Origin of the sequence: Thiobacillus sp. SCUT-2, assembly GCF_035621355.1 — a bacterium.
Classification (GTDB): Bacteria; Pseudomonadota; Gammaproteobacteria; order Burkholderiales; family Thiobacillaceae; genus Thiobacillus; species Thiobacillus sedimenti.
This window is the reverse complement of record NZ_CP141769.1, coordinates 163,370-178,855: the sequence shown is the minus strand read 5'-3', so window position 1 is coordinate 178,855 and position 15,486 is coordinate 163,370. Positions and strand designations below refer to the sequence as shown.

General features: G+C 68.4%; 18 protein-coding genes. 8 read left to right on the top strand and 10 right to left on the bottom strand.

From position 1 onward, the window contains the following. From VA613_RS00855 to VA613_RS00845, 3 genes are read left to right on the top strand one after another with little or no spacing between them, the layout of a single operon-like run. On the top strand, positions 1 to 531 hold the full coding sequence (locus tag VA613_RS00855) for a diheme cytochrome c (protein WP_324779979.1): 531 nt from the start codon (positions 1 to 3) through the stop codon (positions 529 to 531). A gap of 23 nt (positions 532 to 554) precedes the next feature. Beyond that, positions 555 to 1,226, top strand: a complete 672-nt coding sequence (locus VA613_RS00850; protein ID WP_324779978.1) for a response regulator — start codon at positions 555 to 557, stop codon at positions 1,224 to 1,226. Beyond that, entirely contained in the window at positions 1,223 to 2,593 is a 1,371-nt protein-coding gene (locus tag VA613_RS00845; RefSeq protein WP_324779977.1) for an ATP-binding protein, read from the top strand. Before VA613_RS00850 ends, VA613_RS00845 begins: the two co-directional genes overlap by 4 nt. Before the next feature lie 56 nt (positions 2,594 to 2,649). Here the strand turns inward: VA613_RS00845 and VA613_RS00840 are convergent, their stop codons facing one another. The 8 genes from VA613_RS00840 to secA form a co-directional block, all read right to left on the bottom strand. Next, positions 2,650 to 3,024: a hypothetical protein gene (locus tag VA613_RS00840; protein WP_324779976.1), complete on the bottom strand. Its 375-nt coding sequence runs from the start codon at positions 3,022 to 3,024 to the stop codon at positions 2,650 to 2,652. A 160-nt stretch (positions 3,025 to 3,184) separates the two neighbouring features. After that, the gene (locus tag VA613_RS00835; RefSeq protein WP_324779975.1) at positions 3,185 to 3,529 is read right to left on the bottom strand and encodes a copper-binding protein; all 345 of its coding nucleotides are present in this window, start codon (positions 3,527 to 3,529) and stop codon (positions 3,185 to 3,187) included. A 17-nt stretch (positions 3,530 to 3,546) separates the two neighbouring features. Further along, on the bottom strand, positions 3,547 to 4,926 hold the full coding sequence (locus VA613_RS00830) for a multicopper oxidase family protein (protein ID WP_324779974.1): 1,380 nt from the start codon (positions 4,924 to 4,926) through the stop codon (positions 3,547 to 3,549). 12 nt (positions 4,927 to 4,938) lie between these two features. After that, on the bottom strand, positions 4,939 to 6,354 hold the full coding sequence (locus VA613_RS00825; protein ID WP_324779973.1) for a TolC family protein: 1,416 nt from the start codon (positions 6,352 to 6,354) through the stop codon (positions 4,939 to 4,941). A gap of 139 nt (positions 6,355 to 6,493) precedes the next feature. Then, positions 6,494 to 6,883, bottom strand: a complete 390-nt coding sequence (locus VA613_RS00820; RefSeq protein ID WP_324779972.1) for a hypothetical protein — start codon at positions 6,881 to 6,883, stop codon at positions 6,494 to 6,496. Positions 6,884 to 6,948: 65 nt separating this feature from the next. Continuing rightward, positions 6,949 to 7,395, bottom strand: coding sequence for a hypothetical protein (locus VA613_RS00815; RefSeq protein WP_324779971.1), 447 nt, complete (start codon positions 7,393 to 7,395; stop codon positions 6,949 to 6,951). An 82-nt stretch (positions 7,396 to 7,477) separates the two neighbouring features. Beyond that, positions 7,478 to 7,705 (bottom strand): hypothetical protein, encoded by a 228-nt coding sequence (locus VA613_RS00810; RefSeq protein ID WP_324779970.1) that lies wholly within the window; start codon positions 7,703 to 7,705, stop codon positions 7,478 to 7,480. A gap of 11 nt (positions 7,706 to 7,716) precedes the next feature. Further along, positions 7,717 to 10,434 (bottom strand): preprotein translocase subunit SecA, encoded by a 2,718-nt coding sequence (gene secA, locus VA613_RS00805; RefSeq protein ID WP_324779969.1) that lies wholly within the window; start codon positions 10,432 to 10,434, stop codon positions 7,717 to 7,719. Positions 10,435 to 10,558: 124 nt separating this feature from the next. Between secA and VA613_RS00800 the strand changes: the two genes are divergently transcribed. The 5 genes from VA613_RS00800 (at position 10,559) to VA613_RS00780 (ending at position 14,269) form a co-directional block, all read left to right on the top strand. Then, on the top strand, positions 10,559 to 10,993 hold the full coding sequence (locus tag VA613_RS00800) for a DciA family protein (protein WP_324779968.1): 435 nt from the start codon (positions 10,559 to 10,561) through the stop codon (positions 10,991 to 10,993). A gap of 90 nt (positions 10,994 to 11,083) precedes the next feature. Next, the gene (locus VA613_RS00795; RefSeq protein WP_324779967.1) at positions 11,084 to 11,725 is read left to right on the top strand and encodes a c-type cytochrome; all 642 of its coding nucleotides are present in this window, start codon (positions 11,084 to 11,086) and stop codon (positions 11,723 to 11,725) included. Beyond that, positions 11,722 to 12,684, top strand: a complete 963-nt coding sequence (locus tag VA613_RS00790) for a c-type cytochrome (RefSeq protein WP_324779966.1) — start codon at positions 11,722 to 11,724, stop codon at positions 12,682 to 12,684. The genes VA613_RS00795 and VA613_RS00790 overlap by 4 nt, the downstream gene beginning before the upstream one ends. 233 nt (positions 12,685 to 12,917) lie before the next feature. Further along, on the top strand, positions 12,918 to 13,334 hold the full coding sequence (locus tag VA613_RS00785; protein WP_324779965.1) for a DUF3568 family protein: 417 nt from the start codon (positions 12,918 to 12,920) through the stop codon (positions 13,332 to 13,334). 17 nt (positions 13,335 to 13,351) lie between these two features. Next, on the top strand, positions 13,352 to 14,269 hold the full coding sequence (locus tag VA613_RS00780) for a hypothetical protein (RefSeq protein WP_324779964.1): 918 nt from the start codon (positions 13,352 to 13,354) through the stop codon (positions 14,267 to 14,269). Positions 14,270 to 14,374: 105 nt separating this feature from the next. Here the strand turns inward: VA613_RS00780 and VA613_RS00775 are convergent, their stop codons facing one another. After that, positions 14,375 to 14,557, bottom strand: a complete 183-nt coding sequence (locus tag VA613_RS00775; RefSeq protein ID WP_324779963.1) for a hypothetical protein — start codon at positions 14,555 to 14,557, stop codon at positions 14,375 to 14,377. Then, positions 14,554 to 15,468 carry a UDP-3-O-acyl-N-acetylglucosamine deacetylase gene (lpxC, locus tag VA613_RS00770; RefSeq protein ID WP_324779962.1) on the bottom strand — a complete coding sequence of 305 codons (915 nt, stop codon included), beginning with the start codon at positions 15,466 to 15,468 and terminating at the stop codon, positions 14,554 to 14,556. The genes VA613_RS00775 and lpxC overlap by 4 nt, the downstream gene beginning before the upstream one ends. Positions 15,469 to 15,486 lie beyond the last annotated feature (18 nt).

Here is a 15,486-nt window from a genome sequence, read left to right as displayed (position 1 = left end):
ATGAACAATTATTTCCTGCGCGGCATCGGCGTCGTCGGTGCGGTCGGCCTTGCGAGCCTGCTCGCCTTTTCGCTGCCGTCCAACGAGGCACGCGGCGACGGCGGCGGTCGTGTCCTGCCGCAGACCGTCAGCAAGGCCTGGCAACAGGAATGCGCAAGCTGCCACGTGGCCTACGCGCCCGCCTTCCTGCCGAAGGCGTCGTGGCGCCGCCTGATGGGCGGCCTCGACCACCACTTCGGCGAGAACGCGAGTCTTGATCCGGCCACCCAGGCTGATATCCTGCGCTTCCTGGAGACGAACGCCGCGGATTCCGGGACCAGCCGCATGGGCAGCCGGGTGATGCGGAGCCTGGGCGCGAACGATGCCCCGCTGCGAATCACCGAAACACGCTGGTTCGTCCGCAAGCACGACGAGGTGCCACACGCCGTGTGGTCGCGCAAATCGATCGGTTCCGCGGCAAACTGCGCGGCGTGCCACCGGCAGGCGGAACAGGGTCTATTCGACGAGGACGCGGTCAGGATCCCCAAATGATGGCCGGAGGATAAACCGGAGCGATGCGCATATTGCTGGTGGAAGACGACCGCCTGCTCGGCGACGGCCTGCAGGCGGGACTGACGCAGGCGGGGTACGCGGTCGACTGGCTGCGCGACGGCGAGGCTGCCGTGGCCGCGCTGTCCACCGAGGCCTTCGCCGCGGTCGTGCTCGACCTCGGCCTGCCCAAGCGCGATGGCTTGTCGGTGCTGCAATGGCTGCGCGCGCGCCACGATGCGACGCCGGTCCTGATCCTCACCGCGCGCGACCGGCTCGAAGACAAGGTGCGGGGCCTCGACCTCGGCGCCGACGATTACGTCCTCAAGCCGTTCGACCTCGACGAGGTCGCGGCGCGCCTGCGCGCGCTCGTCAGGCGCGCCCACGGCCGGCCGGAGCCGCTGCTTGCCGTCGGCGAAGTCGAGCTCAATCCCGCCGCCCGCACCGTGACGCGCGCCGGACAGGCAGTCGAGCTCACGCCGCGCGAATTCGACCTGTTGCATCTGCTGCTGCAGAACACCGATCGCGTGCTCAGCCGCCGCATGCTGGAGGAGCAGATCTACACCTGGAACGATGCCGTGGACAGCAACGCGCTCGAGGTGCACATCCATCACCTGCGGCGCAAGCTCGGCAACGACCTGATCCGCACGGTGCGCGGCGTCGGCTACATGGCGTCGTCGGGTGCGCCCGCGCCATGAGCCGACCCTATTCCCTGCGCCGGCGGCTGGTCTGGTTGCTGACCGGTTCGGTCGCGGCGATCTGGCTGTTGTCGGCGCTGATCGTCTATCAGCGCGCCCACCACGAGGCCGACATTCTGCTCGACGCCCAGATGACGCAGGTCGCCGACACGCTGCTGGCGATCGTCGCAGCGGGCGAAGTGGACGAGTTCGTCGAAGAACTGCGCGATCACAGCCGCCACCATGGCGTTCCGATCGCGTTCGAGGTGTGGCACGACAAGGACGGCCGGATGCAGCGCCTGGTGTCTTCGAGGGGCCGGCGCGGCTTCGACGCGGACCTGCCGGGAGGATTCAGCGAGCGTCCGTATCAGGGCGTGCGCTGGCGCTTCTATGTCGTGCAGGATGCCGACGACGAATACCGGGTGGTCGTCGGCCAGGCGCACGCCGCCCGCGAGGGGCTGGCACGCGAGATCGGCCTGTCGCTGCTGCTTCCCGCCGCGCTGGCGCTGCCGCTGATGGCCCTGGCCGTCTGGTGGGGCGTCGGCCGCAACCTGCGCCCGGTAGACGCGGTGGCGCGCCAGGTGGGCATGCTCGACCCGCAGGCGCTGACCGTTCTCGACGAGTCACCGGCGCTGCCGAACGAGATCGCGCCGCTGCGGACCGCACTCAATGCGCTGATCCGGCGCGTCACCGAGGCCTTCGAAAACGAGCGCCGCTTCACTGCGGATGCGGCGCACGAGTTGCGCACGCCGCTGGCCGCCCTGAAGGTGCAGGCGCAGGTCGCGCTGCGCGCGCAGACCGCCGACGGCCAGCGGCACGCGCTGGCGCAGGTCATCGAGGGCGTCGACCGGATGAGCCACCTGGTCGAGCAGTTGCTGACGCTGGCGCGCGTCGAACCGGCGCGCCAGGAAGCCACGCCGCAGCCACTCGACCCGGCAGGCCTCGTTGCGAAGGTATGCGAGGAACTGGCACCGCAGGCGCAGCGCCAGGGGCAGATCCTGAACGTCGAAGCGGCAGAGGGCTGCCGGATTGCGGTGACGCCCGCGTGGCTGCAGATCGCATTGCGCAACCTGGTGGACAACGCGGTGCGCTACGCCGGCCCGGGCGCACGGATCGACGTTCGCCTCGCCCGCGCCGCGCATGGCTGCGTGATCAGCGTCGCCGACAGTGGCCCGGGGGTCGCACCCGGCCTGCATTCGGAGCTGAGTGCCCGCTTCGTGCGCGGCGAGACGGATAGCGAAGGCTGCGGACTGGGGCTGTCGATCGTCGCCCGCGTCGCGGCGCTCTCCCATGCCCGGCTGGAACTGGGCGAGGGCCTGCCGCGCGCCGACGGCGGCCATGGCTTTGCCGCCACGCTTCACTTCCCGCCCGTCGCGCACCCGGCCTGAGCGGGCCCGGAATGCGTCGGGCCGGATCAGGGCCGGCGGACCAGCGGATCAGCAGATCAGCGGCGATAGCCGCCGGGACCCATGCCGCCGCCGGGACCCATGCCGCCGCCCGGGCCCATGCCGCCGCCGGGACCCATGCGCGAGCCAGGTCCCATCCCTGCCGGCGGCATGTCGGGCAGCGTCTTGCCCTGCGCACGCGCGCGCTCCTGCATCTGCTTGTGATGCTCGAGACGGAAGGCCTCGCGTTCCTGCGCCGTCTTCAACGAGCGCATCCGGTTGCGGTAATCCGTGCGCTCCTGCGGCGTCATCAATTCGTAGCCGTAGATCCGGTCGCGCTCCTGCGCCTGGACCTGGTCGCGGGTCTGCACCTGCGCTTGCGCGAAGGCCGGGACCGACACGCCGAGCGCCAGGGCCAGGGATCCAATCAACATCGACGGGTATTTCATCATGCTCTCCTCTATCATCGCGAACACGCCCGCGCACGCCGGCGAATGCACGCCGCAGGCCTCACGTTCACTCTAGTACAAAACCCCTAAGGCTTTGACTGCACGGCCTGCACCGCGAGTTCCCGCGGTGTCGCGCTTCGCGCCGTCAGGGCAGCCGCTCGATGCGGGTGAGGACGCTCATGCCGTCGCGCGTCTCGAGCTCGAAGCGCACACGATCGCCGGCCTTGATGCCGTCCATCAGGGCAGGTCTGGAGACGCGGTAGACCATCGTCATGGGCGGCATGTTCAGGCTCTCGATGGCGCCGTGCCGCAGCGTGACCTTGCCGGCTTCGCGGTCGACCTTGCGCACCACGCCCTCGGCCGTGGCCACGGCCATGCCGTGCACGTCGGTCGCCGGCATGCTCATGCCGTCATGCATGGCCTTGCCGCCGGCCCAGGCGGGCGCCAGCGGGGCCGCGAGCAAGGCAAGAAACAGCAGTCTGGATTTCATTCTCTTCGTCCTTTCATTCAATGGCCGGAATGGCCGGCCGGTTTGCGAACCGTCACTTCGATGTCTGTGTTCGTATCCGGGGCGTCGCCGGATGCCCGCACCGGGTCCGCCACCGCACCGGGCCAAAGCTGGGCGCGGGTGCCGGGTGGCTGGCCGTACCAGCCGGGGTCGGAATAATCGCCGCGCCGCTGGTCACGGCGCACCTTGAGCACCGTGAACATGCCGCCCATCTCGACCGGGCCGAACGGCCCGCGACCGGTCATCATCGGCAGGGTGTTGTCGGGCAGCGGCATCTCCATGCGACCCATGTCGGCCATGCCGCGTTCACCCATCGCCATGTAGTCGGGAATCAGCTTGGCGATCTTCTCGGCAAGCCCGTCCTGATTGACGCCGATCATGGTCGGCACCGCGTGGCCCATCGCGTTCATGGTGTGGTGGCTCTTGTGGCAGTGAAAGGCCCAGTCGCCTTCGGCATCGGCGACGAACTCGATCTGGCGCATCTGGCCGACCGCGATGTCGGTCGTGACCTCGGGCCAGCGCGCGCTCTTCGGCACCGCCCCGCCGTCGGTGCCGGTCACCTCGAACTCCATGCCATGCAGATGGATCGGATGGTTGGTCATCGTGAGGTTGCCGACGCGGATGCGCACCCTGTCGTTCAGCCGCACGTTGAGGCTGTCGATGCCGGGGAAGGCGCGGCTGTTGAAGGTCCACAGGTTGAAGTCGAGCATCGTGTTGACCGAGGGCGTCGCGCTGCCGGGATCGACGTCGTAGGCGTTGAGGAGAAGGCAGAAATCGCGGTCGACCGGATCGATCAGCGGATGAGGGCCTTTCGGATGCGTCACCCAGAACCCCATCATGCCCATCGCCATCTGCGTCATCTCGTCGGCGTGCGGGTGATACATGAAGGTGCCGGGGCGGCGCGCGACGAACTCGTAGACGTAGGTCTCCCCCGGCCTGATCTGCGGCTGGGTCAGGCCGCCGACGCCGTCCATGCCGTTCGGCAGGCGCTGGCCGTGCCAGTGGATCGTCGTGTGCTCGGGCAGGCGGTTGGTGACGTAGATGCGCACGCGGTCGCCTTCGACGACCTCGATGGTCGGGCCGGGACTTTGCCCGTTGTAGCCCCACAGGTGCGCCTTCATGCCGGGCGCGATCTCGCGCACCACCGGCTCGGCGACGAGGTGGAACTCCTTCACGCCGTTCCTCATGCGCCAGGGCAGCGTCCAGCCGTTGAGCGTCACCACCGGGTTGTAGGGGCGTCCATTGGGCGGGAGCAGCGGCGGGCGGGTATCGGCCCGGTCCATGCTCACGATCTCCGGCAGCGCCGCCATCGCCGCCGGGCTCACGCCGGCCGCCGCGACCGCTGCGCCGAGCTTGAAGAAATCACGTCTCGAGGTCATGGTGCCTCCTTGTCAGTGGGCGCCCGCCGCCGAGGCGGCGGATGCGGGCGAGAGGGGAGTCAGCACGGCGGGGCCGGGCGAGCCCGCCAGCGCCATCTGCAGGTCGGCGTCGGCGAGCCAGTAATCGCGCTGCGCCGCGATTGCGGCATTGACGGCGGCAATCTGCTCGCGCGCGTCGGCGAGCAGCTCGAACACGCTGATCAGCATGCCGTTGTAGCGGTACAGGTTCTCTTCCGAAATGCGCTGGCGCAGCGGCACGAGCTCGTCGCGCAGCTGGCGCGCGACGGCGTACTGGCTCTGCCGGATGGCACAGGCTTCGCGCACCTCGGAACGTGCGTCGACGGCGGTCTGGCGCGCGCGCTCGAGCATCTGGCGGTAGCGCGATTCGGCCGCGACGACGCGGGACTGCCCCCAGTCGAACAGCGGCAGTTCGAAGCTGATCTCGTAGCCGCGCTGTAGCGGGACCTCGTTCGACGCATTGCTGATGGCGCCCAGTTCGAGCACGTTGATGAAGCGCGTGCGGCGCGCCAGGCCAAGATTCTTCGCCAGCGCATCGGCCTGCAGCCGCACCATCTGCAGGTCGATGCGCGAGTCCATCGCCCGCTGCTCGACGTCGGGCAGCGACGGCAGGGCCGCGGGCAGATCGGGCAGCCGCTCGGGGAGTTGCAGCGTGTCGGGGTGCTCGAGCCCGAGCAAGCGCACCAGGCGTTCACGTGCCTGCAGCCTGCTCTGCCCGGCGCGCGCGACCGCCAGCGCGGCGTCGGCATGGAACGCCTGCTCGCGCGCCTCCTTCAGCTTGCTCCAGTTTCCGGCCCGCGCCATGCGCGCGGCCAGCTCGGCGCCGGCCGCGGCAGCGTCCATCGCCTGCCGCTGGTAGGCCTCGGACTGGATGGCCGCCACCGCGGCGATCCACGCCTTGCGCGTGTCCGCCGCCAGGCGCAGCACGTCCAGCACGAGGGCACGCCGCGTCTGCTCGAACAGGCGCGCCTCGATGCCGGCGCGCAACGGCATGGTCAGCAGCCACGCAAGATTGAGGTGCAGGCTGCGATCCCATTCGACCTCGCTGCCACGCGTGAGCCGCCCGATCGACACGCCCGGATTCGGCAGGCGCCGCGCCGCCACCCAGTCGGCCTCGGCGAGCCCGAGCGCGTTGAAGCGGGCCTGCAGGCCGGGGTTGTTCAGGAGCGCGATCTGGACCGCGTCGTCCGCGGACAGCGGGTGCGCCAGCAGGGCTTCGACGCGTGCGCGCGTTTGCGCCCGGGTGGCATCGTCGCGCGACCACACGACATCCCGCCCGGCGCGCGCCGCCGTTTCCGACTGGATGGCGCCGAAGCCGCCGTCGGGGGAAAACGTGGCGCAGCCACCGAGCAGGGACGCCGATGCCAGCGTGAGTGCCAGGAGTCGGCGGGAAACAGGACAGGCAGGCATGGCCGTCCCCTCAGTCGGCGTGCCGGCGCACGGGCCGCGCCGCACGGCAAAGTACAAACTTCTTCATGATGGTCCTCGCAAACATGCGGCGCTCTCGCCGCAGGCAAAATCGGGCGGCGCGCTGACGCCAGCGCGCGGTTCAGGCGAGGACGGCTCGGGGTGGCCGCTCGGGGCCGTCGGGAAAAAAGCCGCTGAACGCCGCGGCGGGCTGCGGCGAAAAGGCTTGCGGCATGGGGATGACCGGCATGCGTACCGCGACGTCGGCGGGAAGCGCCGACGCCAGGCCGCAGGCTGCGCAGAATTTGCAGTCGTGCTGGGTGGACGGGTGCTGTGCGGGCAATGATTCCGCATCGGCCATTTCGTGGCAGCTTGCCATCGCGTCGCCCGCCATCGCCATGGAATGCGTGGTCTGCATGGACGCATCCGGCTCGGAGAGGACGCATGCCTGCATGGCGACGTAGGCCATCGCCTGCATCGGCAGGGTCAGCATCAGCAGCGACAGCAGGAATCGTTGTAGTCGGGCGCGCACGCGAAAAGTGTAATCAAAAAAAAACGGGTCGCCAAAGCACGTACGGCAGGCAGGCTCGGCTCACGTCACGAGCGCCGCTTGCGCGGCTCGTAGTGAACCACCGCGCGCATGATTTCGGAGTACGGGAACGCAGCGGTCTCGCCATGGCGCGACCGGCCGGCAAGCACGGACGCGGCGACATCGGTCGCCTCGTCGCCGGCATTGCCGAGCGCTTCCGCCAGCCCGCGCACGCCTCCGCACTGGGCGCGGATCTCCTTGCCGAAGGGCCAGGGTGCGTCGGAATTGATCTTCAGCGCGAACTGCGCGTTGTCGTGCAGTGCCTGATAGAACGACTGGCAATGCGTGCGCACGTCGGGGTCGCCGCAGGCGATCGCCTCGCGCTCGGCGAGGTTGAGCTTGCGCGAGCGGCTGCAGGCGACGCAGCGCGACAGGAGCGCGCGCTCGAACGGGCAGCTGTATTCGATGTAGGCCTTGCGGGCCAGCTTGTAAGCGTCTTCGTTGTACTCAGCCATCGCAACTCGGAAACCTGGTGAAACTCGACGTGCCGTGGCACGTGCGTTCGGGAAGCCCGCGCCGGAGCAGATCCCGGGTGAATTACCAGTCGTCGCCGGAGAGCGACTTGTCCAGTTCGCGCTCGGCCGTGAGCGTTTCCTGCGCGACGATCTCGTTTTCGGCGAAGATCATCTTGTACTTGTCGCCGGACTTGGGGTCGAGCGTCTTGCGCAGCTCGTTGACGTGGGCGCGCGCTTCCTTGAACGTCGCCCACTCGCCCTGCTTCTCCAGCACCTTGAACATCCCGATACGGAAAACATAGTAAGGCATGGCGGAACTCCTCAGCTCAGTTTGCCGTGACACTGCTTGTACTTCTTCCCGGAGCCGCACGGGCAGGGATCGTTGCGGCCGACCTTGGGATAGGCCGTTTCCGGCTGGGGCAAAGCCGCTTCGCCCGCCCCCTCGCCGAAGTCCTTGCCCTCGTCGTACGCCTCGTGCTGGTACTGGACGTTGGACACGCCCTCGCTCAGCTCGACCGCTTCGACATCCTCCGGCGAGCGCACCTGCACGGTCGTGGTGATCTGCGTGACCTCGGCCTTGATGGCGGCGAGCATGGCTGCGAACAGCTCGAAGGCCTCGCGCTTGTATTCCTGCTTGGGCTGCTTCTGCGCGTAGCCGCGCAGGTGGATGCCCTGGCGCAGATGGTCCAGCGCCGACAGGTGCTCGCGCCAGTGGGTATCCAGACTTTGCAGCATCACCGCGCGCTCGAACTGGCGCAGGCTGTCGCCGCCCACCAGCGCCTCCTTCTCGCGATAGACGGCGTCGGCCGCCTCGAGGATCTTGCCGCGCAGCCCCTCCTCGTTGAGCGCCTTGTCTTCCTCGAGCCAGCGCTGCAGCGGCAGCTCGAGCGAGAACTGCGCGGCGAGCGTCTTCTCGAGGCCCGCGACGTCCCACTGCTCCTCCATGCTGCCGGGCGCGATGTGCAGGCTGAACGTTTCGTTCAGGACGTCGTCGCGCATCGCGCGGATCGTGTCGCCGATCTCCTCGCTCGCCAGGAGCTCGTTGCGCTGCTCGTAGATCACCTTGCGCTGGTCGTTGGAGACGTCGTCGTATTCGAGCAGCTGCTTGCGGATGTCGAAGTTGCGCTGTTCGACCTTGCGCTGGGCGTTCTCGATCGCGCGCGTCACCCACGGGTGCTCGATCGCCTCGCCCTCGGGCATCTTCAGCCGGTTCATGATCGCGGCGACGCGGTCGGAGGCGAAGATGCGCAGCAGCGGATCTTCCAGCGACAGGAAGAAGCGGCTGGAGCCGGGGTCGCCCTGGCGCCCGGAACGGCCGCGCAACTGGTTGTCGACGCGGCGCGATTCGTGGCGCTCGGTGCCGATGATGTGCAGGCCGCCGGCCGTTACCACGGCGTCGTGGCGCGGTTGCCAGTCGGCCTTGAGCGCATTGATGCGGGCGTCCTTGTCGCTGTCGGACAGGCTCTCGTCGGCACGGATCGCGTCGACTTCCTTCTGGATGCTGCCGCCCAGCACGATGTCGGTGCCGCGGCCCGCCATGTTGGTGGCGATGGTGATGCCACCCGGCATGCCGGCCTGCGCGATGACCTCGGCTTCGCGCGCGTGCTGCTTCGCGTTCAGCACGTTGTGCGGCAGCCCGGCCTTGCTCAGCTCGGCAGAAAGATGTTCGTTGGCCTCGATCGAGGTGGTGCCGACCAGCACCGGCTGGCCGTTGGCGTTGCGCGCGCGGATGTCGTTGATCACCGCCTGGTCGCGCTCGCGCGCGGTGCGGTAGACCTGGTCGTGCTCGTCCTTGCGGATCATCGGCCGGTGCGTCGGAATGACCACGGTCTCGAGGCCGTAGATGCTCTGGAATTCGAACGCCTCGGTATCCGCCGTGCCGGTCATGCCCGAGAGCTTCTGGTACATGCGGAAATAGTTCTGGAAGGTGATCGACGCGAGCGTCTGGTTCTCCTTCTGGATCGCCACGCCCTCCTTCGCCTCGACCGCCTGGTGCAGGCCCTCCGACCAGCGCCGTCCGCTCATCAGGCGGCCGGTGAACTCGTCGACGATGATGACTTCGCCGTTCTGCACCACGTAGTGCTGGTCCTTGAAGAACAGCGCGTGCGCGCGCAGGGCGGCGTACACGTGGTGCATCAGCATGATGTTGGAGGCGTCGTAGAGGCTGCCGCCTTCGGGCAGCAGGCCCATCTCGGTGAGGATGGCCTCGACCTTCTCGTGGCCGGACTCGGACAGCAGCACCTGGCGCGATTTCTCGTCGACCGAATAGTCGCCCTCGGACTCCTCGTCCTTCTGCCGCACAAGCCGCGGCGGCACCAGGTTCACCTGCTGGTACAGCGCAGTGTTCTCCTCCGACTGGCCCGAGATGATCAGCGGCGTGCGCGCCTCGTCGATCAGGATGGAGTCGACCTCGTCGATGATGCAGAACGCGAGCGGCCGCTGCACCTTCTCCTCCAGCTGGTAGACCATGTTGTCGCGCAGATAGTCGAAGCCGTACTCGTTGTTGGTGCCGTAGGTGATGTCGGCCGCGTACGCCGCCTGTTTGGCGTCGTGCGGCATCTGCGAGAGGTTGACGCCGGTGGAGAGGCCGAGGAAACCGTACAGCCGGCCCATAGCCTCGGCGTCGCGGCTGGCCAGGTAGTCGTTCACCGTCACCACGTGCACGCCCCTGCCCGGCAGGGCATTCAGATAGGCCGGCAGCGTCGCCATCAGGGTCTTGCCTTCGCCGGTGCGCATCTCCGCGATCTTGCCGTCGTGCAGCACCATGCCGCCGACCATCTGCACGTCGAAGTGGCGCATGCCGAGGACCCGCTTCGACGCCTCGCGCACCACCGCGAAGGCCTCGGGCAGGAGCGCGTCGAGCGTCTCGCCCTTTTCGAGCCGGGCGCGGAATTCGACGGTCTTGCCGCTCAGCTCGGCGTCGGAGAGCTTCTCGATCGCCGGCTCCAGCGCGTTGATCGCCCGCACCTTTTGCAGGTATTGTTTGACCAGCCGGTCGTTGCGGCTGCCGAAGACTTTCTTGAACAGGGATTGCAGCATGGGGAATCCGAAATATGCCCGCAGGACGCGGCAAACCGTTGAATCTTAACATAGCGCTGCGGGCTTCCCGTGGCGCGCTCCGCACGGCCTCGGGGCCTGCCGCCGGCGTCTGCGCGGGGCGCCCGTGAGCGCGTCCAGCCTCTCGGACCTGCTGGCGAGCCAGCTTCCGACCGGTCTCGCCGCGCGCGCCCGCGCCCTCATGAAGACCCAGGCCGCGCTGGAGCGTTCCCTGCCTGCGGCGCTGGCCGGCCACGTGCGCGCCATGCAGCTGGAGAACGGCACGCTGAGCCTCGCCTGCGACAGCGGAGCGGTCGCCAGCCGGCTGCGCCACCAGACCGACGCCTTGCTCGCCGGCCTCGGCAAACAGGGGATCGTCGCGGCAGCGGTGCGCGTCAGCGTCAACCCCGCCTTGCTGCCCCGCCATCCCGCGCCGGCGGAAAAGCACGGCCTGCCGCCCGCCGCACTGGACGAGCTCGCCCATCTGAACGCGGCGATCGAGGACGGCCCCCTGAAGGACGCGCTGGCCCGCCTGCTGCGGCATCACCGGCCCCCGCGCTGAGGCCCGGCGGCCAAGCGCCTATACTTGAACGCGAGCCGGCAGACGGGAAGCGTGCGGCTCGCCCCGTTGAACCGTTTCCGGAGCGCATTCATGCATTCACTGAGCAAGCTTGGCCTGGCGGGAACCCTGGCATGGACCGCCTCGGCCGTGCTGGCGGCCCCGCCGGCAATCGTCACCCAGGGCAAGGGTGCCGCGATCGCCTGCGCGATCTGCCATGGCGAAGAGGGCGGCGGCAATGCCCAGGCCGGCTACCCGGCGCTGGCCCGGCTGCCTGCGGCATACATCGCCAAGCAGCTCGCCGATTTCAAGGCCGGAACCCGCCGCAACGCGGTGATGTCTCCGATCGCGGCGGCGCTGCAGGCGGAGGACGTGGACGCGGCGGCGCGCTATTTCGCGGACTTGCCGCGCCCGAAGCCGGCGGCGGTCGCGGCCGATGCAGCGTTGGTCGCACGCGGCAAGGATCTCGCCAACAGCGGCGACTGGGGCCGCCAGATCCCTCCCTGCTTCAAGTGCCATGCGACCGACGGGACCGGCGTGCCGCCGCACTTTCCGCCGATCGCGGGACAGAACGCGCCCTACACCGAGGCCCAGCTGAAGGCCTGGCAGGCCGGCACGCGCGCCAACGATCCGCAGAAGCTGATGCGGACGGTGGCGCGGCATCTGACGGCCGACGACGTTCGCGCGGTCGCCGCATACCTGGCCACGCTTGGCCCGCAGGAGGGCACGAAATGAATCGACTCGCTGGCTACCTGCTGTGCACCTTCGCCCTGGGCGGCGTTGCGCACGCTTCCGACGGGCCGACGGCGCCACCGGGAAAAGATCCTGCCGCGCACGGAAAAGCGACGCCGCGGAAGGTCGCGCGCACGCCTGCCAGGCCCGCGCCGTCCCGCTTCACCCCGCCACCCGCGAATGCGATCCCCGACGACGAATTCGGCCGGACGGTGCGGCTGGGGCGGGACATCTTCGTCCACACGCAGCAGTACGCCCGCGACTATGTCGGCAACGGGCTGAACTGCGCCAACTGCCATCTCGACGACGGCCGCAAGGCGGATTCCGCGCCGCTGTGGGCCGCCTACGTCGTCTATCCTGCGTACCGCAAGAAGACCGGGCAGGTCGACACCTTCCAGAGCCGCCTCCAGGGGTGCTTCCGCTACAGCATGAACGGCAAGCCGCCGGCGGCCGACAGCAAGGAGATGACCGCGCTGGTCACCTACGCGTTCTGGCTCGCCCAGGGCGCACCGACCGGGACCCGGCTGCCCGGCCAGGGCTACGTCAAGGTGGCAACGCCGCCCCGCGCACCGGATCTCGCGCGGGGACGCGAGGTATACCGGAGCAACTGCGCGATCTGCCACGGTGCCGACGGCGAGGGGACGCAGGTCAACGGCGAATACGCGTTCCCGCCCCTGTGGGGCAAGGATTCGTTCAACTGGGGCGCCGGCATGCACCGCGTCGACACCGCCGCCGGCTTCATCAAGGCCAACATGCCCTATGGCCTCGGCGGCACGCTGAGCGACCAGGAAGCCTGGGACGTCGCCCTCTTCATGGACAGCCACGACCGGCCGCAGGATCCGCGCTTCAAGGACAGCGTGGCGAAGACACGCGACGCGCATCACGACGAGGACTGCCTCTACGGGCGCACGCCCGAGGAGCTCGCCGCGTCCCTGAAGAAGCGGGCGAAGAGCGGAAAGTAGCCTGTCCATTCAGGCGGCTGGCGCGGGCGCACCACCCTCGCCGTCGAATCCTCAACTTTTCCGACGAGATGCCGTAATGCCGAAATAGGCATCTTTTCGCCTGCTCGCAAACAGAACGGAATTCGGCACGCATCAGAGAAACAGGTGGCAGACGAACGATGAACCCCTTGACCCCCGCACGGCGTGCGTCCCGGCCGATACACGTTTCGCCTCGCCTGGTGCTGGAAGCCCGAATGCAATGCCTTTACCCGCTTCGCCGGGCGGTCGCACTGGTGCTGCTCGCCACCGGCCTCACCGGCTGCGATCCCATCTCGCTGACGGCCGCCTCGATCGGCGGCAGCATGGCCATTTCGCACACGCTCGGCGGCATCGTCTACAAGACCTTCACCGCACCGATGAAAACCGTCGAACACGGCAGCGTCGTCGCGATGCAGGACATGGGCGTGAAGGTCCTCTCGCGTTCCACCAACACCGACGGGGAACGCGTCATCAATGCCACCGCCAGGGATCGCGAGATCGAGGTGCGGCTGGAGCCGCTCACGCCGCGCACGACGCGCATGCGCGTCGTCGCGAACAACGGGCTGCTGAAAGACAGCGCGACAGCCCAGGAGATCATGCTGCAAACCGAACGGGTTCTTTCCAGAGGCTAAAAAGAAGGAGACAGACGATGACATTCCGCACGCTTTCACCCTTGCAGTCCGCAATGCTGGCGTGCTGTCTTGCCGCGATCGGGCCCGCGGCCCACGCCGACGAATCCGGCACGACCGCAACGACGACCACAGCGACCACGACGACGACGAGCGGCGCCGGCACGACCGTCGGCACTTCGACGACGACCGAAAGCAAGCTGGCCAACGAGTTCGCCACGTTCCTCGGCGGCACCGACCAGGCCGGCGCCGTCGTCACCGGGCTGCGCCAGGGCACGGCCTTCAGCCTCGACGGCACCAACGGCGCGGCGGGCAGCACGATCGATCCACCAACCGGGACCATGGGCTACGGCAACGTCCGCATCACCCTGCGCCTGGCGCAGGCGGAGCTCAGCTCGTTCGGCATCACCCAACCGACCTCCGACCAGTTGTCGGCCGTTCTGCTCGGCGGCAGCATCGACGGCACCCAGGTCGACGGCATTCTCACCTTGCGCGCCGAGGGCATGGGATGGGGCCAGATCGCGCAGAAATATGGTTTGACGGTCGGCCAGATCATGGGCAAGGGCGCCGGCCTGACCCAATCCTCACGCACGACTACGACGGGAACGACATCGGGCGCCCGCTCGGGCCACACGGCGAGCGCCACCTCGTCGCATACGCACGCGAACGGTTATATCCCCAGTTCCCCCAAGCCGACCTCCGCGACCGGGGCGCGATCCAACGGCTATATCCCCAGCGGCGGCAAGTCCGCCACCGCCGGCATGGTCACGGCGGCAGGCGGAAGTATCGAAGGGGTCGGCGAGACCGGCGGCAGGGGTCAGGGCCGCAGCGTGGTCGGTGCATCCGGCGATGGCGGCATGGCCTCCGCGAACGGCCCGCACGTTTCGATGGCGGGCGGCAACAAGCCGATGGACCCGGGGCGCGCCGGGAAGAACTGATTCCCCGGCCTCCCGCGCACGGAATCGGGGGCATGGGGCCTGCCCGGCAAGGGGCGCCGCAACTGCGGCGCCCTTTTTCATTGATGCGCTTTCGGCCCGGCGCTTCTAGCGCAGCACCACGCGCTCGAGCACCAGCAGCAATGCCCCAGCCAGCGCGACGACAACCGTGAACCGCAGCACCCGCCCGAGCAGGCGCAGGTAGCGGTGGTCTCCGGTGAACAGCCACGCCAGTCCGAGCGCCGCCACCGCGACGAGCAGGGCGACGACCAGCAGGCGCGCGACGATCATGCCGCGAGGGGATGCAGGCGGACGAAAGCGGGCGGAACGTCCTCTTCGTGTTCGAAGCTGACGAATTCCCATGACTCCCGATGCTGCAGCAGTTCGCGCAGCAGGACGTTGTTGAGCGCGTGGCCCGACTTGTAGGCCTGGAAGGCGCCGATGATCGGGTAGCCGAGGAGGTAGAGGTCGCCGATGGCGTCGAGTACCTTGTGCTTGACGAACTCGTCGTCGTAGCGCAGGCCGTCCTGGTTGAGCACGCGGTACTCGTCCATCACGATGGCGTTGTCGAGCGAGCCGCCGAGCGCGAGGCCCTGGTTGCGCAGGTACTCGACCTCGTGCATGAAGCCGAAGGTGCGGGCGCGAGCGACCTCCTTCGTGTAGGCGGTGTCGGCGAAGTCGATGCTGACCGTCTTGCCGCTCTTCTCGAAGACCGGATGCTTGAAGTCGATCGTGAACTCGACCTTGAAGCCGTTGTGCGGCACGAAGCGCGCCCACTTGTCGCCGTCGCGGACTTCGATCGGGTGGGTGATGCGCACGTAGCGCTTCGCCGCGTCCTGCTCGACGATGCCGGCGGACTGCAGCAGGAACACGAACGGCGCCGAGGAGCCGTCCATGATCGGGATCTCGGGGCCGGTGAGGTCGACCAGCAGGTTGTCGATGCCGAGGCCCGCGAGCGCGGACATCAGGTGCTCGACGGTCGACACCTTGGCGGGGCCCGACTCCAGCATCGAGCACAACCGCGTGTCGGTGACGAGATAGGGATCGGCCTTGAGCTCGGCGGGCGGATCGAGATCCATGCGCCGAAACACGATGCCGGTATCGGGACCTGCCGGGCGCAGGGTCATCTCGACCTTGACGCCGGAATGCAGGCCGACGCCCGTCGCCTTGACGGGCGTCTTGAGAGTGCGTTGCTTGATCATGCAGGCATTTTAACCGGT